The organism is Paenibacillus sp. PAMC21692, from assembly GCF_014303795.1.
Lineage (GTDB): Bacteria > Bacillota > Bacilli > Paenibacillales > Paenibacillaceae > Pristimantibacillus > Pristimantibacillus agaridevorans.
In genome coordinates, this window is the sequence record NZ_CP060293.1 from 1,643,679 (window position 1) to 1,664,427 (window position 20,749).

At 48.5% G+C, this 20,749-nt stretch carries 14 protein-coding genes; 12 read left to right on the forward strand and 2 right to left on the reverse strand.

The window, feature by feature from the left end:
* The first annotated feature begins 89 nt into the window (after positions 1-89).
* From H7F31_RS06700 to H7F31_RS34015, 8 genes are all read left to right on the forward strand, one after another.
* Positions 90-3,650 (forward strand): DUF4838 domain-containing protein, encoded by a 3,561-nt coding sequence (locus H7F31_RS06700; RefSeq protein ID WP_187103495.1) that lies wholly within the window; start codon positions 90-92, stop codon positions 3,648-3,650.
* Between the two features lie 34 nt (positions 3,651-3,684).
* Positions 3,685-7,560 carry a DUF4838 domain-containing protein gene (locus H7F31_RS06705; RefSeq protein ID WP_187103496.1) on the forward strand — a complete coding sequence of 1,292 codons (3,876 nt, stop codon included), beginning with the start codon at positions 3,685-3,687 and terminating at the stop codon, positions 7,558-7,560.
* Positions 7,561-7,618: 58 nt separating this feature from the next.
* Entirely contained in the window at positions 7,619-8,347 is a 729-nt protein-coding gene (locus H7F31_RS06710; RefSeq protein ID WP_187103497.1) for an SDR family NAD(P)-dependent oxidoreductase, read from the forward strand.
* Positions 8,341-9,168, forward strand: coding sequence for a creatininase family protein (locus H7F31_RS06715; protein ID WP_187103498.1), 828 nt, complete (start codon positions 8,341-8,343; stop codon positions 9,166-9,168). The genes H7F31_RS06710 and H7F31_RS06715 overlap by 7 nt, the downstream gene beginning before the upstream one ends.
* Complete coding sequence (locus H7F31_RS06720) at positions 9,168-10,289, forward strand: hypothetical protein (RefSeq protein WP_187103499.1); 1,122 nt, start codon at positions 9,168-9,170, stop codon at positions 10,287-10,289. Before H7F31_RS06715 ends, H7F31_RS06720 begins: the two co-directional genes overlap by 1 nt.
* 33 nt (positions 10,290-10,322) lie before the next feature.
* The gene (locus tag H7F31_RS06725; RefSeq protein ID WP_187103500.1) at positions 10,323-10,691 is read left to right on the forward strand and encodes a RidA family protein; all 369 of its coding nucleotides are present in this window, start codon (positions 10,323-10,325) and stop codon (positions 10,689-10,691) included.
* 219 nt (positions 10,692-10,910) lie between these two features.
* A complete protein-coding gene (locus H7F31_RS06730) occupies positions 10,911-11,837 on the forward strand; it encodes an NHL repeat-containing protein (RefSeq protein WP_187103501.1) in 927 nt (308 codons plus the stop codon).
* A 248-nt stretch (positions 11,838-12,085) separates the two neighbouring features.
* Entirely contained in the window at positions 12,086-12,193 is a 108-nt protein-coding gene (locus H7F31_RS34015; RefSeq protein WP_222622742.1) for a putative holin-like toxin, read from the forward strand.
* A 491-nt stretch (positions 12,194-12,684) separates the two neighbouring features.
* Here H7F31_RS34015 and H7F31_RS06735 read toward each other — a convergent pair whose 3' ends face one another.
* The gene (locus tag H7F31_RS06735; protein ID WP_187103502.1) at positions 12,685-15,015 is read right to left on the reverse strand and encodes a helix-turn-helix domain-containing protein; all 2,331 of its coding nucleotides are present in this window, start codon (positions 15,013-15,015) and stop codon (positions 12,685-12,687) included.
* Positions 15,016-15,327: 312 nt separating this feature from the next.
* Between H7F31_RS06735 and H7F31_RS06740 the strand changes: the two genes are divergently transcribed.
* The 3 genes from H7F31_RS06740 (at position 15,328) to H7F31_RS06750 (ending at position 18,752) form a co-directional block, all read left to right on the forward strand.
* Entirely contained in the window at positions 15,328-16,254 is a 927-nt protein-coding gene (locus tag H7F31_RS06740; protein ID WP_261800328.1) for an ABC transporter permease, read from the forward strand.
* A 15-nt stretch (positions 16,255-16,269) separates the two neighbouring features.
* Entirely contained in the window at positions 16,270-17,148 is an 879-nt protein-coding gene (locus H7F31_RS06745) for a carbohydrate ABC transporter permease (RefSeq protein WP_187103503.1), read from the forward strand.
* 71 nt (positions 17,149-17,219) lie between these two features.
* On the forward strand, positions 17,220-18,752 hold the full coding sequence (locus H7F31_RS06750; RefSeq protein ID WP_187103504.1) for an ABC transporter substrate-binding protein: 1,533 nt from the start codon (positions 17,220-17,222) through the stop codon (positions 18,750-18,752).
* A gap of 89 nt (positions 18,753-18,841) precedes the next feature.
* Here the strand turns inward: H7F31_RS06750 and H7F31_RS06755 are convergent, their stop codons facing one another.
* Positions 18,842-19,771 (reverse strand): AraC family transcriptional regulator, encoded by a 930-nt coding sequence (locus H7F31_RS06755; RefSeq protein ID WP_187103505.1) that lies wholly within the window; start codon positions 19,769-19,771, stop codon positions 18,842-18,844.
* Between the two features lie 130 nt (positions 19,772-19,901).
* Between H7F31_RS06755 and H7F31_RS06760 the strand changes: the two genes are divergently transcribed.
* A complete protein-coding gene (locus H7F31_RS06760; RefSeq protein ID WP_187103506.1) occupies positions 19,902-20,696 on the forward strand; it encodes a phytanoyl-CoA dioxygenase family protein in 795 nt (264 codons plus the stop codon).
* Positions 20,697-20,749 lie beyond the last annotated feature (53 nt).

Here is a 20,749-nt window from a genome sequence, read left to right on the forward strand (position 1 = left end):
CGTTCTACATGAATAAAACGGATGCGCTTTCATGCGGAACGTGGGTTTCTTTTGTTGCGTCCAATCACGATTAGAAGGAGATGATTATTGTGATAAGAAAGCGCTTTCTTTGCTGGGGGATGATTATTATGCTGTTGTTTTCCGTAGTTCCCTCGGTTTTGGCGGAAAATGGCTCAACCGGTTTGCCTGAGGAGATTGGTATGGAGGCTTTGAACACAGTGCCGAATGATACGGGTCCTAAGCTCGCATTGGTCGAGAACGGAGAATCCCGGTCCACGATCATCTTGTCGCAAAGCGCAACCGAACAGGAACAGAAGGCCGCGCAGGAACTCAAAGACTACATCAAACAAATATCTGAAGTTGAGCTGCCTGTTGTGAGCAATTCGATCGGCGTGGACGGAATCAAGATCTATATTGGAAGTGCTGCCCCAGACCTTGATACAGCGAAGGCCGCGATCCGGGCGGAGGGAGATGAACCCGACTCATTCCGGCTGCATGTAGAGGAGGGAGCCATAAACCTGGTAGGGTTGGACGACCGCGACAAAGGAAGCCTTTATGCCGTTTACGAGCTCCTCGAGCAAATGGGCGTACGGTGGTTTATGCCTGGCGATATCGGAACTGTCGTTCCGGAGCTGGAAACGATTGAGGTTAACTATCAAGACACCATTCAGCACGCGGGTCTTTCTTTCCGTTTTTTTCAAGCTACCACGCCATATTTATGGGCTGCCGGTATGCCGATGGGGAGCAATCTCGAAGAGGCTGCACCCTGGGTCGAGCATATGCGCCTTAATCAAAAGACAGTAGGTGCGCATGAATTGTTGAGCTCCCCTCCATCGAGATCAACGCGAGCGGATCTGTATCTGCCCAACGCCGACGGAACACCTTCGTTACACCTCGACGTGACGAAGCCGGAGGTGCTGGATATGGTTGTAGCAGAGTCACTTGCAAAAATGCAGAAAAATCCCAACCTTGAATATCTGAGTATAGGACCAAGCGATGGGCATGTGGTGGTACTCAAGCCTGACCCTGAATGGGATGGGGATGATAGGGATGTATTAACAGGAGCATTATCAACGACGGATCGTTATATAAAATTTTTTAATCTTGTTTTGGAGGAACTTGAAAAAGAAGGCTATCAAGATGTGAAAATTGTTTTCTACGCTTATAACACTTACTATAATCCGCCGGTACGGTGGACGCCAAATCAACGAATTGTACCGATGATTGCTTCCCTCACCCTGGATCGGATACACAGCATCGGAAATCCGCTTGCATGGGAGCGCAACTATCTAAAAGAAGTTATTGATGGCTGGAATGAAGTAAGTCCCACGGTAATGATTTACGACTATCTGTATAACCCTGCTGATCCGGGCCTGCCTGTTTCGCTGGCAGAAAGAGTAGGTACAGAGTACAAGTACTTCAAAGAACATGGAGTTATAGGTATACGCGCCGAGACTACGCCGGAGTGGGGGTATGGAGGCCTGGGACTTTATCTGGCGGCCAAGATGATGTGGAACCCCGATCTGGACGTGGACGCTTTGCGGGAGGATTACTTTACAACGTTTTATGGACCTGCGGCATCGCCGATGAAGGAGCATTTTGAAATCTTGGAAAATGCTTTTGCAAGAGCGGATTATTCCGCCGGAAACATTTATGATTTCCAACACATTTTGACCGATGAGGTCATGCAAGAATTGGCAAGAACACTTGGGGAAGCAAAGGCGAAGGTGGCATCGGATTCGGTATATGCCAAACGGATTGATATGATCAGCATCGCTAATGGTTTCAGTGAAAACTTTCTTGAAATGCTCGAACAGTTCAATCTTTTTCATTTTGATGCGGCAAAGGAAAAGCTTAATAACGTTTATGATTTCAGGGAACAGGCCGTTCTTCACTCCCCAGCCATTTTAAGCAGCTATAAAGCTTATACCTATGTAGAGTGGTTTTTTGACAGAATGGTAAACGGAGGAAAACAACGGGTCAGCAATGGAAACCAAATTGTTGCTGAGTTGCCGGATGAATGGAATGTCAAGCTGTTCCCAAATGCATCCGGCGTTGACCTGGGGCTTTGGAAACCTGGCTTGGGGACAGAATCCTGGAGGAAGCTGAAAACTTATTCAAAGACCTGGTCCGCCCAAGGGCTTCGTTATTACAAGGGACATGCCTGGTACCGGACAACGATAGATATCGCCGAGGAATTTGACACAGGAAAACCGATTCGGCTTTGGTTCAGCAGTATCGATGAGACAGCCAGGGTTTGGATAAATGGCGAAGAGCTGTCATTGGTGCAGAAGGGGACGGGTTTGACAAAACCTTGGGAATTCGACGCTACGCCGGCGGTTAAATTTGGTGAGCCCAATGTCATTGTTGTTGATGTGCGTAATGAAGACATAGATGAACTGGGTACCGGGGGGATCATGGGTCCCGCCATACTTTGGCAGGTCAATACGGAGTTGGATTATCTCCCGCCTGCAGATGTGAAGAACTTGAAAGCTGTACACATCCCCGGTACCACCACCGTGAAAGTAACCTGGGATATACCCACAGATAATACAGGAGTTACAGGATATCAGTTGGAAATGCTGAACCGGGAGAGCGTAGGGGGAGTGCTTGGATCGGTAATCACTACGACAAATGAATATATCGACACCGGTATGGAACCCGGCATGGAACGCAGGTACAGGGTAAAGGCAATCGATACTGGCGGAAATAAATCGGTTAACTATAGTGCTTACGCACGTGTAACCATGAATCCGCCCTCAACGGTGACGGGTTTGAAGGTTAAGCAAACCTCAGCCAACCAGGTTTATATAAGCTGGGACCCTTCTACCGTTTATGAAGATTTCGAAATTGCCGGGTATAGCCTAGAAGTGCTGAACCAGAATCCTCCGGGGGGAGTGCTGGAAACGATAAAATCGTCAACGAATGCGTATATCCTCAGCGGACTGCAACCCGGTATGACACGAAGGTTCAGGGTGAAGGCAATCGATACTGCCGGAAATATGTCTGCTGATTATAGTGCCGTAGTACAGATAACAATGGCGGAAAATGTAACACCTGCCGGCCCGCCTACAACCCCAACGGGTTTGAAATCGGAGCCGCTGGCTAACGGCGCGATGAAATTAAGCTGGGATCCGGCGACATCTGATGTAGGGATTGCCAAATACGTGTTGGAGGTGTGGGATGTAGACGGCGGAGCGGGACAACTTATGACGGTAGAAGCAACAACAAATGAATTTATCTTCACCGATTATTTTAAAATGGGCATCGTACGCAAGATAAGGGTACTGGCAGTTGATAATGCTGGAGGTCAATCTGCCGTGAGTGCTTTCATGACTCTAAAAGTCCCGCCTACAAAGCCTACACTGACCGTTGAGCAGATCTCGGACACCGAGGTGAAAATAAGCTGGACTGCATCCGAATCGGTTTACGGAATGAGGGAGTATGTTTTGGAATTGCTGAATCCGGTCCCCCCGGGAGGAGTCAACAAAGAACTAATGAGAGCGTTAGAAACGGAATTTACCCACACCGGACTGGAAGCTGACGGTAAGACGCTTAGGTACAGGGTAAGGGCAATCGATCATTATAGTACGGCGTTCCCTAATGTAAGCTCTAGCGACATAGTGGAAATCATCATGCAGCCCCAATGACCCTCTAAATTATGGATGATAGGAGTTGAGCATCTTGACAAGAAAACTTTTTCTTTGCTGGGGATTAATCATTGGGCTGTTGTTTGCTTCGGTGCCCCAGACTTTGGCTGCAAATGGCCCTACGGATCCCAAGCTCGTCTTGGTGGAGAACGGAAAATCACGGTCTACGATCATCTTGTCGCAAAGTGCAACCGAATATGAAAAGAAGGCGATGCAGGAACTCAAAGACTTTATTCGGCAAATATCCGGAGTAGAACTGCCTGTGGCTGACGACACGGCCGAGGTGCAGGGCACAAAGATCTATATCGGAAGAGCCGCTCCAGATCTTGATGCAGCTAAGGCTGCAATCCGTGCCAAGGGAACTGAACCCGATTCATTCCAGCTATATGTGAAGGAGGGGATCATTCGATTAGCAGGATTGGATGACGATGACAAAGGAAGCCTTTATGCCGCTTACGAACTCCTGGAGCAAATTGGCGTGCGGTGGTTCATGCCCGGTGATATCGGCACCGTAGTTCCGTCTATGCGTACAATTGCGGTCAGTTATCAGGACAACATCCAGCACCCGGGCTTTGATTTCCGCTTTTTGCAAGCTGTTGCGCCATATGTCGTGGGTGCCGGTTTGCCGGTGGGCGTCAATCTGACAGAAGGTGTACCTTGGGTCGAACATATGCGTCTGAATCAGAAAACGTTAGGAAATCATGGATTACTGATTACATCGCCTACGAATAAAGAACGTCCTGATTTGTTTTTGCCTGATGCCAAAGGAAATCCGACTGGACAATACGATGTGACCAAGCCGGAAGTACTGAGCCTTGTTGTGGCGGAGGCAATCAGAAGATTGGATGCCGATCCCAAGCTTGAATATCTAAGAATGGGACCCAATGACGGGCCCGTAACGGTACTCCAGCCTGACCCTGAGTGGGACGGGGATTTTAAGGGCGCCATACATGGAGGAACATTATCGTTAACAGATCGCTATATGAAATTTTTTAATCTTGTTTTGGAAAAGCTTGATGATGCCGGATATCATGATGTGAAAATTTCTTTCTTTGCCTATGACGAGTATTATTATCCGCCAGTAAAGCATATGCCGGATCCCAGGATAGTACCGATCATCGCTTCCATTAGAACGGATAGGATGAAAAGCATTGACAATCCGCTTTCGTGGGAGCGACAGCACATCAAGGACATGATTGACGGCTGGAAAAGGGTAAGTCCTAACGTAATGATATATGATTATCTTTATAATCTTGCTGATCCAGGGCTACCTTTTTCACTTACAGAAAGAATAGGCACAGAATACAAGTATTTCAACGAACAGGGTATTATCGGCATACGCGGCGAGGCGCTTCCGGCGTGGGCCTATCATGGACCAACGCTCTATTTGGCGGCCAAGATGATGTGGAACCCCGATCTGGATGTGGATGCTTTGCTGGAGGACTACTTTACAACGTTTTATGGATCTGCCGCAGAGCCGATGAAAAGACATTTTGACATTTTGGAAAATGCTTTTGCCCAAGCAGATTATTATGCGGGAAGTATCAATGATTTTCAGCATATTTTAGTTGACAGTGTCATGCAGGCAATGGAGCAGTCGCTAACGGAAGCTGAAGATGCGGCGCAACGGGCAGCGGATCCAGTATATGCCAGACGGGTCAATATGGTGCGTGTTGCTTTTAGCTTTGGCGATAACTTCCTTCAAATGAAGGAACGGATCAACAGCTTTAAGTTTATTGAGGCTAAGGAAAAATTCGATCAAATCTCTAAAGTAAGAGAACAGGCTATTATTCACTCACCTGTCATTCTCAATACCCTTGCCTCCTATAATTATACGGACTGGTTTTTTGATAAAATCACAAATCAGGGAAGTCAACGGCTCAGCAACGGCAACCGAATGGTTGCCGAGTTGCCGGACGAATGGAATGTTATGCTGTTCCCGAATGGTTCCGGGGATAAATTGGGGCTCTGGAAACCTGGGTTGGGAACGGAATCCTGGATGAAACTGAAAACCTATTCGGAGTCCTGGTCCGATCAGGGGATTGGTTATTACAAAGGACATGCCTGGTACAGAACAGCGGTTGATATTGACTCGGAGTTTAATACAGGAAAGCCGATTCGGCTTTGGTTCAGCAGTATTGATGAGACAGCGAGAGTATGGATGAATGGTACAGAGCTGACATTAGTTCAGAAGGGCTCTCCTCTGATGAAACCGTGGGAGTTTGACGCTACGCCGGCGATTAAATTTGGCGAACCGAATTTGATTGTCGTTGATGTGGGAAATGAAGTCCTGGATGAACTGGGTACCGGGGGGATCACCGGTCCTGCAATGCTCTGGCAGGTCAATACGGAACTGGATGTAACACCGCCAACGGCTCCGGAAGGTTTGAAAGCCGAGCAAATCTCCGGCAGCGAGGTGCGTGTAAGCTGGTCGCCGGCTACCGATGATGTAGGCGTTGTCGGATATATTCTGGAAGTGTTGAACTCGCCGGAGATAGGCGGGATTAATGGAACGGTCAGAACGGATTCAACAACATATATTCACGCCGGATTGGAGCCCGGTACGGTACGCAGGTACAGGGTAAAGGCCATTGATGCGGCCGGAAATATATCCGGGATTAAAGATGTCGTTCTTATAAAGACGGTGAACGGGACGACAAGTCCGGGGACGCCTTCCCCGACACCAACACCAACATCTGTGCCTGGAACAACGGTTGAGGATGGACGTGTAACAACGACTATACCTGTAAAACCTGCTACAGATCAGAACGGAAAGGCTGTAGCGCAAATTTCCGAGAAACAGGTAGAGGATGCCATCGCGAAGGCTGAGGCTGAAGCGGCAAAGCAAGGTGCGGGAACAGAGACGACAGTTAGAATTGAAGTGAACGCGGGGGCGGATGCCGGGACGGCGGGTATTAGACTGACAGATGAAGCCCTAAAAGCATTCATAGATAGCAAGGCGGATACCTTGGTCGTTTCTACACCGCTTGGAACGATGACCTTGGATGACAGGACGGCAGAAGGACTTCTGAAACAGTCGGCGGGGACCATAACCATTACGGCTGCGAAGGAGAAAGACACCGGATTGCCGGCTGAAATTCGGAGCCAGGTTGGCAGCAGACCGGTAGTGAGCTTTGATATTACAAGCGGAGAAAAGGGAATACCACAGCTTGTAGGCAAAGCGGAAGCAGCTATTCCGTATACACTGAAAGCAGGAGAAAATCCGAATGCCATTGTCGCCTATGGCATCAACGAAGAGGGGCTACCGGTGATAGTGACCAGTGGCATCTACGACCCGGCAACAGGAGCTTTGACCTTCAAGATAGAAGGAGCCTCGAGGTTTGCAGTCGCGTACAACAAGGTCGACTTTGCAGATGCGGCAGAGGGCGCATGGTACTATGATGCGGTAACCTTTGCGGCGGCAAGAGGAATCACTACAGGGGTGGGCAATGGAAACTTCGGCTCGCATGACAGCGTAACCAGAGCGCAAGCCTTGGTCATGATGATGAGAGCTTTTGGCATCAGTCCTGACGGAAACGCCGGACACAACTTCAGTGATGCAGGGAACACCTACTACACCGGATATCTTGCAGCGGCGAAGCAATTGGGAATTACCAACGGAGTAGGCGGCAATAAATTTGCCCCTGACAGACAGGTGACCAGACAGGAATTGTTTGTGTTGGCATACAATGCGCTTACGAACATCAATGAATGGCCGGCAGCAGGCAACGTCAAAAATCTGTCAGACTTCAAGGATGCAGGGAAGATTGCCGATTATGCCAATCACGCCATTGAACAGTTTGTGAAAGCGGGAATAATCTCCGGTACCAATGGCAACATCCTGCCGCAAGATTCGGCAAGCAGAGCGCAATTTGTACAGATACTCTACAACATCATGACTAAATCATAATAACTAGGCGGAGTGAAAGGGTAACGAACGGAGAACGGTGAGGGCAGGAGGATCATACGTGTACAAAAAGAGCTTAGAGAATAAGGTTATTTGGATTACCGGCGCATTGGGACTGATAGGCAAAGCTTCAGTCGAACACTTCCTGAAAGAGGGAGCATTGGTGATTGGTTCCGATTTGCACGAGCTCTCCACAGTTGATGAGTTCTTGGAATGGAAACGAATTTACGGGGAACGATTGGATCTGTATGCGTCAGATGCGACAAATGAAGAACAAGTTAAAGATGTAATTCAGCAAATAAAGATCAAATACGGCCGATTGGATGGTTTGTTCCATAACGTCTACACCCAAATCTGGAAGACGATTTCCGAGGCGTCGTTGCAGGAGTGGAACCTTGTCATCGAGGGAACGTTGACAAGCACGTTTCTTGTCAATAAATATGTCGTGGAGATGATGAAAGAGTCGGGTGGAGGGACTATCGTCAATACATCTTCCGTGCTCGGCAATATTCCGCTCAAGAATGCTCCGATTGCTTACAGCTCGGCGAAAGCAGCGATCAATCATCTGACTCGTATTATCGCGGTTGAGCAAGCGCCGTTCGGCGTGCGTGCTAATGCGATCGTGCCGGGAGATATCAAATCCCCCGATGGTCTTCAGTCCAATCATAACCTGATCGGGAGAAGCGGCCGTCCGGAAGAGGTCGCCTGTTTGGCGGCATTCTTGCTCTCGGATGACTCTGCTTACGTTACAGGCTCACTCTATCCAATAGATGGAGGATTCATGTGTTGAACGGAATAGACTTTGGCGCATACACACGCGAACAATTGAAGCAATTCGCCAATGACGGTTACACTGTGGTCATTCCCTTGGCCGCTACGGAGCAGCATGGCCCGCATCTTCCGGTGTGGACGGATACGGTGATCTGCGAACGAATATGCCGGGAGGCAATTGGAATCGCCACAGGTGCTGGGGCGAAACTCCTGATGGCGCCGGTGCTTGGCATCGGCTGCTCGGAGCATCATCTCGCGTTCGGGGGAACGTTGTCCATTTCATCAGAGGTATACCTGAAGATACTGATGGACATTGGACGGAGCTTGTGTCTTGATGGTTTCGGGAAGCTCGTCTTCGTGAACGGCCACGGCGGTAACGAGTGGGTGATGCAGCAAGCAGCAGTGGATCTGACTTTACAATATCCGATGTGGACGGCTGCTGCGTCTTATTGGAACTTGGCGAAGCAAGCATTGGTGGACGCTAATGCCGGGGAGATCGGTCCGGTGCCTGGCCATGCTGGCGCATTCGAAGCAGCCATGATGATGGCGCTCAATCCGGAAGTCGTGACCGGCCCCTTCGAGAAGCAGGAGCATCCCGCCATTACTTCGATCGCGCGCGGGATGACGAATGTCTTCGTCGGCCGTCGCGGCATCATTACCGGCTGGGACGGTTATACCGACTCGCCGGGCGGGGCGACGAAAGAGCTGGGCGAGCACTTTTTTTACGTAATTGCAAGGGCAGTTGGGGAGTGGCTGGTCTCTTGCTGCAGTTCTATGGAGAACATTGGGCAGGCAGGGAGTGCGGAGAAGGTGGATCGGGAGAAAGGGGGCAATCGATAATGGGGCAAACGGGTGGATCGGCCAAGCCGAAAGTAGCCGTTATTATAACGGAGTATCGTTACAACTCACATGCCGAAGTCATTGTCGGGCGTCTGTTCGGACAGCTCGGATTCAAGCCGCGCATCGAGGTCGCGTCGCTTTATTTGGATCAATTTCCTGATAACGATATGAGCAGGGAGGAGGCGGCGCGTGCAGGAATACCGATTTGCGGGACGATTAAAGAAGCGATTGTCGAAGCTAACCGTCACGGTCAGGGGCTTGCAGGCGTTCTGATTATAGGAGAGCATGGGCAGTATCCGATGGTCCCGAACGGTCAGAAAGACTATCCGCGCCGGCGCTTTGTGGAGGAAACGCTGAATGCGCTCGATGAGATTGGCGTGCGGGTCCCGATCTTTTCTGATAAGCACTTGTCGTGGCATATGGACGATGCCTTATGGATATACCGGTCATTGAAAGCGCGCGGAATTCCTTTTTTGGGAGGCTCTTCGATTCCGCTCGTTCCGCTCGTTCCGGCCGTCAACGAAGCGTCGTTGCAGAAGCCGCAGGAACTGCTTGCGGTTAGCTTTGGGGGAACCGAGGATTACGGTTTTCACGCCTGGGATGCTTTACAGTCTTTAGCGGAGAGACGTTCGGGAGGAGAAACCGGCGTAACGTCCATTCGAGTTGTCCAAGGCGAACAAGTCTGGGAGGAGATGGATCGGGGAGAGTGGCCGGAACAATTGATGCATCTGGCGCTCGCAACTCATCCGGATCGCCGGGTTGGACATCCGCGGACAAGAGTAAACGGTCCTGTATTGATGACAGCGAGGTACGCGGACGGGTTAACGGGGTATGTGCTGCAACTGCCGAATGAAGTTGAGCAGTGGTCCGTTGCATGGCGAACGTTCGCAAGCGAGGAGTACGCCGTACGGTTCGAATCAGATTTGGCGCGTCCGTTCAATCATTTCGAGACGTTAACGGCAAGGATTGAGGATATGGTCCTTAGCGGGCAATCTCCCGTGCCGATCGAAAGGACGTTGCTTACAACCGGAATGATTCATTATTCGATGGAATCCCTCCATCACAATGCAACGATTCAGACGCCCGCTTTGCATATTAAATATAATGGACAACTGTTATAAAATCATAAATTAATATAAAAGGTGGTTTTTTACATGACGAGCATACCGAAAGTGTTGCCCTTCTCCTCATCTTCCCGAATCGGCGATTCCATATTCGTCTCCGGACAAGGCGGGCTCGATCCGCAGACGGGGGCGGTAGTCGGTCCTGCATTGGAAGAACAGACGGTACAAACGATGGAAAATATTCTCGCAATATTACGAAAAGACAATCTTGATTTCTGCCATGTCAAGAAAGTAAACATCTACTTATCCAGACGGGATCTGTACAAAGAGTTTAACGAAATATACGCTCGGTATTTCACCGCTCCTTATCCAGCGCGAACAACCATATACTGCGACTTGAACTATGATTTGCTTGTCGAAATCGACGTTGTAGCCGAGATAAGCAACGGTACGACGTAATCATCTGAGCAGCAAAAGACCGCCTCTATTTTGCAGAGAGGCGGTTTGCTTGTTGTGGTCTTTCTGATTATGTTAGAACAAAGGCAGGATTTCACCGGTTGGCAAGGTAGAGGTTTGGTGACTTGGGTGACTGGTAAAAAAAGCATGGCATTGTATAATGATAGACAGGATTTCCAAGCTGCTTGGAGCCGTATAATTGTAGAAGGAGGAGAAGTACATATGGGGAAATTCATTGGCAACGAGACGCATCAATACGAAGTGGCCGAGGGATGGGGCCGACTTCCGGAGGGAATCGCTTATGGCTATACACATGGTATTTGCGTAGATGCGGAGGACAATGTTTATGTCCATCATACAAACAAACACTCTGTTGTCGTGTTTGACCGCGAGGGCAACTTCAAGTATTCATTCGGCGATGAGTTCGAAGGGGGAGCGCATGGATTTTATCTGCACCGGGATTCGGACGGCATAGAGTACTTATACTTTACAGATACGGTACGTGCACTATTAGTAAAAACAACCCTTAAGGGTGAGGTGTTGTTAGAGGTTGGTCAGCCAGATCGGCCTGATCTGTATGATGCAGAGCGTAAGTATATTCCGACGGATGTATGCGTGGCGCCTAATGGAGATATTTATGTATCAGATGGCTATGGTCAATATTATGTACATCAATTTACCTCAGCGGGAGACTATGTGCGTTCCTGGGGCGGGAGAGGCTCCGAAGCGGGCAAGCTACTTGAGCCGCATGGCATTTCCGTTAACCTGCGTGGAGATGAGCCGGAGCTATATGTTGCGGATCGCAGCAACAATCGCATTCAGGTATTTACGCTAGAAGGCGGGCATAAGCGGTTTATCGATCATAATCTGGATCTTCCTTGCAGCTTTTATTTCTTCGGCAATGAGATCTATATGCCGGATCTCCACAGCAGAGTCACGATTCTGGATAAAAATGATCGTCTTATTACCCATCTTGGAGAAGATCAACAAGCGTATAAGCAGGCTGGATGGCCGAACTTGCCGAAATCGTATTATCGCGCGGATAAAGTAAGCTCCCCGCATGGCGTATGTGTCGACTCGCATGGCGATGTATATATTGCGGAATGGATTTTTGATGGCCGCATCACGAAGCTTATCCGTCAAAGCTAGCATATCTAGAATCCCGCGCCGTGTTGGCAGATCATTGAAATCAGCTAAAACCCTTGTTATATATGGTTTTCTCATCCCCAAAAATCAGTTCAATGTTGGTCTTTTTTGGTGCCCGAGGTTAAATTTCGGCACCAGTTTCGGCACCAATTTTTGTTCTTTCAGGTCCGTGAAAATATGATATAATTGGGACGCGATAGAACGGCTTATATGGGTGGTCGGCTAGTCTCCCGGAAGGGAGGTGATGCCCCATGGAGATTAAGGATGCTCTGACGTTGATGATCAGTTTCGGTGTGCTAATCGTTGCACTGCTGACGCTGGTTGTTGCCATCGTCGCAGCTCTTAACTCAAAGAAATAGACCGCCCCCCAACAAGGTAACGGTCTATTTCAATTGCCGATGTTGTACAGCCTACCGCCCTTAAAAGCGGCTATTGCAGGGAGTCGTGTTACCAGCACGGCTCCTTTCTGCATTATGTGCTTCTGTTGCTTATAATATAACATCTGGGTGAGGATAAGTAAATCGCGAGTACCTCTCAACGAGAATTACTGATGTATTGTTTGCAACGTTGAATCATTGAGTCAATTGGCGCTTGACTGAGCTCAGTCCAGTCAATGATGGCATTAAGGCGAGTGCAGGCAGCCTTATACTCATCGGTGTCGTTGTAGTTGGTTCATTCCTTTTCACGAGCTATGCGCTCAATCAAACCATCGAGAATTCCAAAGGTTTCGAGATTGTGATCGATTAAAGAGGACTGGCCCAAAAAGGTATAGATGTCGCAACAAGTTGAAATAGACTATAGGAAAGCCACTCGGTATTTACATCGCCGAGTGGCTTATATTTGTTTGTCACTAACTTCGTTTCGATTCCAACTCCTTCCGATACGCAGCAGGAGTCATGCCATATTTCTTTTTGAAGATCGGATAGAACGAAACGGTGGATGTGAAGCCGGATTGAAGGACGATCTCTTCAATGGTCAGCGTGGCATCTGCCATTAGCTTGATTACCTCTTCCATCCTTCTATCCGTAATAAAGTCCATAAGCGATTGTTTCGCTTCCGTTTTAAATAAATTTCGGACGTAATTAACGGATAAGCCCAATTGATCGGATATCAGTTTGGTCGACAAATTTTGATCCTGGTATTGCTGATTGACCACGTTTTTAATTTCTTCAATGATGCTTAAGCTTCTGGGTGAAATCTCTAAGGAAGAAATTTCAGAGCAAGCCTGTCCGAGCAGACGTTTTGTCCAATCCAGCACGGCCTCCAGTGTTTCCAGTTGATCCAGCTGCTTCTGAATCGCCGATAAGCTCCAGTCGCTGGCCTGATATGCCCGGATCGGAAGCTGCCGCAACGTCTTCCCAATGCTGAGCAGCAGCATCGTTGCCGCCAGCTTCGATTCGGAGTAATGAAACTTTTGAATAAGGATTTCAAAGGCGTCCAATTGCGCGAGCAGCGGGATGCTTTCTCCTTTTTTCAGCCATTGGACAATGAGCTTTTCCTTATCTTCGGGGTATTGGAAAGTTGGATTAGAAGGCTCGGCATTGACGGCTTCGGATATAATGCTGCCCCAGCCCAATTGGAACCGGGCATCCGTCAAATGGTAGGTTTGCTTATAGCTTTCGTGCAACTCGTGGACTTGTTCGATTAGCGGGCTGACGGCGACCGTCGTCCCGATCGATAAATAATGCTCGATATTGCCTTGGCAGCGTTTGAATTCCTGGCACAGCTCAACGATATCCGACTCATTTTGCAGATTGAGAATGACGGCAATATGATCTTTGCCCATATCGACGGTTTCGACAGGCCATCTCTCCTGCAGCCTCTCCTTGGCGATATTCGAAACGCCAAACCGAAGAAGCCGCTGATCACGATCCGTATAATGATCGGTAAAGCTCTGGAATTGATCGATTCGAAGGATGGCAACGGTTATACGTTCTGGCGCGATGGTCAACCGAAATTGATTGAACTGCTGCTCCATCCGCTCGGCACGATGGGCAATATCCGTTTCCAGCAGCTCTTGCAGAAAGGATTCTTTTGCCAGCAACCGTTGGTTGCGCGAATAGGCATCCAGCTCTTGAGACTGCTCTGAAAATACGCCCGAAAGAAAGGCAAACTCATTGGAAAGCTGATGGTCTTCGACCATGTGACGATTTCGGGAAGTGACGGCGACAATCAGCTCTTGAATCGGCGAATATATTTTTCGCGACAGGTTCCAAATGATCCAAATCGTGGCGAGCAGAATACAGCCGAAAAAAATAAAGGTTTGCGTTTTCAAGTTGTTGATATCTTTTAAAATTTCGCTTTTGGGAAAAATTTCGATCATGGTCCAAGGGCCGAGAACGTTTAACGGAATATCCTCCTGTACGATCAGAAAACCCGATTGATCCCCCTCATGCTCGTAAAATCCAGGTTTTCTGGCGACATCATAGTGATAGCCGAGCTCGGAGAAGTTTTTGAGAAAATCCGTTTGCGAATTGCCGGAAATGATGTTCTGATTGCCGTCCAGTACATATAATTGACTCCCGGCGTTTGCCGTATTTGTACGGTTGGCCGAAATGAGCGCGTCAGCGTTAATGTTTACGACAAAAGACGAGCCCGAGTAATCGAACTCTAGCGGAATGATAATAGAAATAATCCGGGGTTCTATTGGCGTGATGTAATCCGATTCGAGCAGCCGGGGGACGATGGATTTCCGTTCGTCGGCATGTTGGGCTGCCCGGTCCAGCATGGACAGGATATCCTGATCGTAAAACTCATCGTTTTCCGAGACGCCGTGACGGGTATCGACGACTTTGCGGTTATAATGGTTGATCAAATAAATCGAATCGATATAAGGGTTGTTGTCTTTCATTCCGACCAAAGCGTTCCATATGAGGTTATCCTCGTGCGGAGTCGTTGAAGACCGCAAAGCATAAGATCGAACGGGCGTGCTGAGACTTGATCGTTGCGCGTAATCGAGATTCCAGTTCATCGTAAACGACAGCGTTTCGACCGCATGATGGAGCTGCAATTTCGAATGATTTCCGATTGTCCTCATTAAGGTATTGGAGGAAACGATATAAAGGAATAACGTGCTGATGACCAATATGCCCACGCAAGCCACGATGAAGTAGACCAAAATTTGAGCATACGTTTTACGCCTCTTCGCACCTCTCCATAAGTGGGATATCGAAAATTTCATTCCATAACCTCCATAAAAAATTTAAGAAGCTGCCATCATAACGTTTGCGCAGAAACATAATAGCATACATCCCCCGTTCCAAGAACCGTCCCTCTTCAATTCTGATGGATTTCGATTATTTGATGAATAGTGATGGATATCTGAATTGCCCTATTTGATGGCTTTCTGATAAAGGCTGAAAACGATGAATATTCAACGTGGCGGCGCTATGGTAGCTTAGGTTCTGTCAGGATGGGTCAAGCGATCCTGGCTAATAACTCACCTGCGATTGCATTTGCATTATCGGTGTTGAGGACTAAGGAGATCGTTGCGTTGAACAGCAAAATAATGGAATCATGTCGGCAGGCGTTCAAATCTCCGTTTCTGATTCTTCTCGCGGTGCCCGGTTTGATTACACTATTTATTTTCAATTATTTGCCGATGTACGGGGTGCTTCTCGCTTTCAAGGATTTTGATTATTCGAAGGGGATTTGGGGAAGCTCATGGGTAGGTCTAAAAAACTTCGAATACTTTCTAACGTCCAGTCAACTATTTGTCGTCATTCGCAACACGCTGCTCTTAAACGTCGCTTTTATCGTGTCCCAGACGATTGCCGCGCTGACGATTGCCGTATTGTTGAATGAAATTCGAATCAAATGGTTTGCCCGTCTATCGCAATCCGTTATTTTTCTTCCGTACTTCATGTCTTGGATCGTCGTCGGCATGATCACGCAATCGATGCTCGGAGGGCAAAATCCGACCGTCAACGAATGGCTGATCCAGCTGGGATTATCGGAAGTCAATTGGTATTTCGAGGCGCTTTTGTGGCCATGGATACTTAGCGTCATTAAAGTATGGCACGGCGCGGGTTACTTCGCGATTATTTATTTGGCCGCCATAACCTCCATTCCGGAGGATCTCTATGAAGCTGCCAGAATAGACGGCGCATCGCGGTTTCAAGCCGTTCGCAAGATTACGCTGCCTTTGCTGATACCGACGATCTCCATCTTGACGCTGCTCCTTATTGGGCGAATCTTTAACGGCGATTTTGCGATGATCTATGCAATCGTAGGCGACAATTCGCTTCTGTTTCCTACAACCGACGTCATCGATACGTATGTTTACCGCTCTATGAGGGTACTCAATGATTTTGGGATGTCTTCAGCCGTTGGTTTGTTCCAGTCGGTTATGGGACTGGTCCTTGTACTCGCAGTCAATAGTTTCGTAAGAAGAGTGTCGAAGGAATCGGCATTATTTTAGGAGGGAGGGACAGCTGTGAATTATAGCCTAAGGGATCGAGCTTTTGGAATCGTATCGTATGTGTTTATCGGTGTCTTCGCACTGCTCTGCTTTCTGCCCTTTTGGATGATGATCTCCGGATCGTTTACGAAAGAGTCCGAGCTTATATTAAACGGATATTCGTTATTTCCCGAGTCGTTTTCAACGACCGCCTATTCCGTGCTGCTTCAATCGAAGCTGCTGTGGTCCAGTTATGTAAATACAGCATTAATTACAGTCGTGGGTACTGCGTTAGCGCTGTTTATATCCGCAATGCTGGCTTATTCGCTGGCGAACGGGCGCAATACGCTCAGGGGCGGCATGCTGGCTTTCGTCTATTTTCCCATGTTGTTTTACGGGGGATTAATCCCGTTTTACATTACCGTGTCCAAGTATTTGCAATTATCGAATACGTTGTGGGCCGTTATATTGCCTCTCGTATGCCAGCCGTTCCTTGTGTTTCTGATGGTCAATTTTTTCCGGACGCTGCCGAAGGAGCTGGAAGAATCGGCGAGAATCGACGGCGCCCATGAGTTTAACGTGTTTATTCGAATCATGATTCCGATATCCAAGCCGATTCTGGCAACCGTGGCGCTGTTCTATGCGCTCGGCTATTGGAACGATTGGTTTATGTCGCTGTTATTTATTGATGAAGAGAGCAAATATCCGCTTCAATTGATTTTGCGGAGAATGGTGTCCAACCTGGAAGCGGCCAAATCGCTTATTCCGAGTAATGCAGGGATTAGCATCGAATCGCCTTTGCTCGGTGTCAGGATGTCGACGACGATTGTGACGATCGGCCCGATCGTGCTGTTGTATCCGCTCCTGCAGAAATATTTCGTTAAGGGGTTAACTATTGGCGCCGTTAAGGGCTGATGCGACGATAAGTCTGTACCCGGACACGTTCCGGTTATAGAATAAATATCAAACCGTAGGGGGTAAACGCGATGAAAAAGTGGAGATGGATGGGCTCGGTTACAGTCGTACTTCTGCTCGCGGCAATGAGCTTGTCCGCCTGCAGCAGCAACGGCAATTCAAAGCCGAATGCGGAAAATGGCGCAGGGGCACCGACCGCGAGTGAAGGGAACGCCGAGAAGCCGAAGGAAATCGTGGAATTGAAAGCACTGTTCCCGGGCGACACGCCGCAAGGCTTCGACGAAGTGATGGCCGCGGTCAACGAGAAGCTGAAGAAGGACAATATCGGCGCATCCTTAAAGATTCAATTCATTCCATGGAGCGATTACGGCAACACGACAAGCGTAAAGATCGCCGCGAACGAGCAATTCGATATGTTCCTTGAAGCGCCTTGGCTCCATATGGGGCAGATGATCGCTTCCGGTTCTATCTATGCGCTGGACGAGTTCGTGGAGGGACGGAAAGAGCTTAAACAGTCGATCCCCGAAATGATGTGGGAAGCGAATAAGTTCAATGGCAAGATTATGGGCATTCCGCTCGGCACGACACAAACGATGGTTTATGGCTTCCAAGTCCGCAAAGACTTGCGAGAGAAGTACGGATTGCCTGAAATCAAAACATTGGACGATATGGTCAACTTCCTTTATGCCGTAAAGGAAAATGACAAGGATCTTATTCCGTTCGTCGTCGACCAAAGAACCGCGGGCCACAACGCGCAGCGATTCAACAGTCTGTATTATACGAATGATTTCGACGGATTTGCGGTAACCAACGAATTTTTGGCGACAAGCGACAAAAAAGTGATTCCGATTTACGAGCGTCCAGGATACGAGAATGGGTACAAATACAGCGAGCAATTTTATAAAGACGGCATTTTCCATAAAAACATCATGCAAGAGCAGAACGCTGCCACACTGTTTAATCAAGGCAAGGCGGCTTCCTTCCCATATTATTCGGACGGGGTGGTCAACTACACGGATTTGCTGAAAAACGTTCCTGGAGCGGAATTGGAAATTGTTGTCCCCGCGGGAGACGGCTGGAAGCCGCTGTCCGACTTTAAGCAGTGGAATTTCCTGTCCGTGCCGAAGTACAGCAAAAACGTAGAGCTCGTCATGGACGTGATGAACTGGCTGTCAATCAAAGAAAACCATGATCTTCTCGAATACGGCATCCAAGGCAAGGACTGGAACCCTGTAGGAGAGAGCGGCTACGAATCGATTAGCGACTATTCGTTCCCGGGTTACGTGATGACATGGAGACCGCAATTGGCGAGAACGCCTTCCACTATGATTGCGGATGACAAAAAATGGGTCGATTTCTCCAAAGACGCAAACAACTTCAGTCCGGCCGTTACGACAGGCTTTACGGCTAATCTGGATGCGGTGAAGACGGAAATCGCGCAGATCACGCCGTTAAACGAACAAATTCTTTCGCCGATGGCGGCAGGATTGCACAAATTCGAAGATGGCATTGCGAAATACAAATCGGAAATGGAAAGAGCGGGCAGCCAAAAGGTAATTGAAGAACTGCAAAAACAGCTGGATGCGTTTTTAGCCGGCAAATAAATACGTAAAGCAGGCGGGGCTTAGACTGAACTTGGCAAGTGAAAGCTGGCCAAGTTGCATGAAAGCCCCGTCTGCTTATTTTTTGTGCGCTATATATTTGAGAGGGGGGGGTATGATGAAGCGATGTGGGTGATGCCAGAGCTCTTTCGAAATTCCCTCGGCGTACACCCTGCGTATTTACGGAAAATACGATTAAAAAAACTAATATCGTTAAAGCCGACGTTCATCGCGATGATGGCTATTTTGTCGTCAGATTGCTTTAATGCTTGGCAGGCGCGACGAATTTGGGCAGCATGCTTAAATTCGACCAGACTCATACCGGTCGCGCGCTTGAACTTTGCGGTAAAGGAAGAGACGCTCATGCGACATGTCTCCGCGAGGCTGATAAGCGTCAACTCTTGTTCGCAATGCCGTTCGACGAAGTCGACGATCGACGTAATCCAATCGTAACTGGATGGCGTGTTTGGGACTTGAAGCAACTCACGGTTTTCATTATGGTAACGACTGAGCAGCACCAAACACTCTATCCAACGGCTTTTAATGATGATGGAAAACCCGTCGCGGTGTTGCTTAAACTCTTCATGCATAACGCGAAGATGCGATTCCAGTTGCAGACGTTGATAGTTGTCTAATGAGGTATACGGGACAAACGATGCGTTGTTGCGCAAAAAAGGAGCAAGGTAGAAAAAGTCGATGAATGCAGGAAAACGAAGCAAAGCTTCCATTTCCCGCTCGAGTAACGTCCGATGAAACAAGATGTTGTAAACGATAGTTTCCTGGTCCGAAGACCCGATATAGCCATGTACTGTGTTTGGTTCTATAGCGAACACATCACCGGGAGAGAGAGGGCTGTTTTTGTCCATCCATTCGTGCATCGCGTTTCCGGATACGATGTAGACGAATTCCACGAAGTCATGTTTGTGCGGAGAAATGATTTCATTTTGCTTTATTGTGTACCGATCAATAAAAAAAGGGAAAGACGGATCATCGAAAAACTGCTGTCCCCTCATCTCGATCATTTCTTAATTACCCCCGAGTTTTTTGGTAGATAGTCTTAGTTTTTTCTTCAATACCCCAAGATTGTAAGCCAATGAAGTTGTAATGTAAAGCTAAGAAAGCACAAGTATTGATTGAGAGGGGCATGCAGAAATGTCGGGGAAAAGTGTAAAGGCAACAGAGGAACAAGTGGGGTTTTACCGTGAAAACGGATTCGTACAAATGGATCATGTATTATCGCAAGAGGAACTGGAAGAGCTTCGTGGGTACATGGACGAGGTGATGAATACCGAAGGCGGAAAGGCTGTTCAGACGGATCAACAAGGAGGGGCTTACAGTAAGGTTCTGAACCAGAAGGTCAATACGTGGAGAGATCACGGTGGTATGGGGAAGTTCATACTGCGTAATCGTTTCGCGGAACTTGGCAAGCAACTGACGGGGTTCTCTGGCGTTCGGTTGTTTCATGATCACGCACTATTGAAGATGCCAGGAGACTCCAAGCCGACGCCATGGCACCAGGACCGTCCTTACTGGCCGATGGTCGACAACGGTAAACCGCTGCAAGCTTTCTCTATATGGATCGCCCTCGACGACGTAGACGAGAACAACGGCTGCATGATGTTCGTGCCCAAGTCGCAAAAGATAAAAAATCTGAAAGGCGTGGATTTGGTTTCGCCCGAAGACATTTTCGGACAGGAGGGTGCTTCCAATGCGGATCGGAACACCGCCGTCATCGTCCGGATGAAAGCTGGCAGTTGCACGTTCCACGACGGCATGACCTTCCACTACGCTCACGCCAACAACACCCCCAAGCCGCGCAGGGCGCTTGCGATAATTTTCTTTGAGGATGGAGTTAAATTTAGCGGCGGAAATCATCTAGTGACAGACGGGTCGGGGCTTGTTGCGGGAGACAACTTGGCAGGACCGTTATTTCCGCGTTTAGCTTAAAGAGGAAGAAGGGCTGGCCGCTCCTTCCTGGGAAACCAATAAGCGAGTCCCAA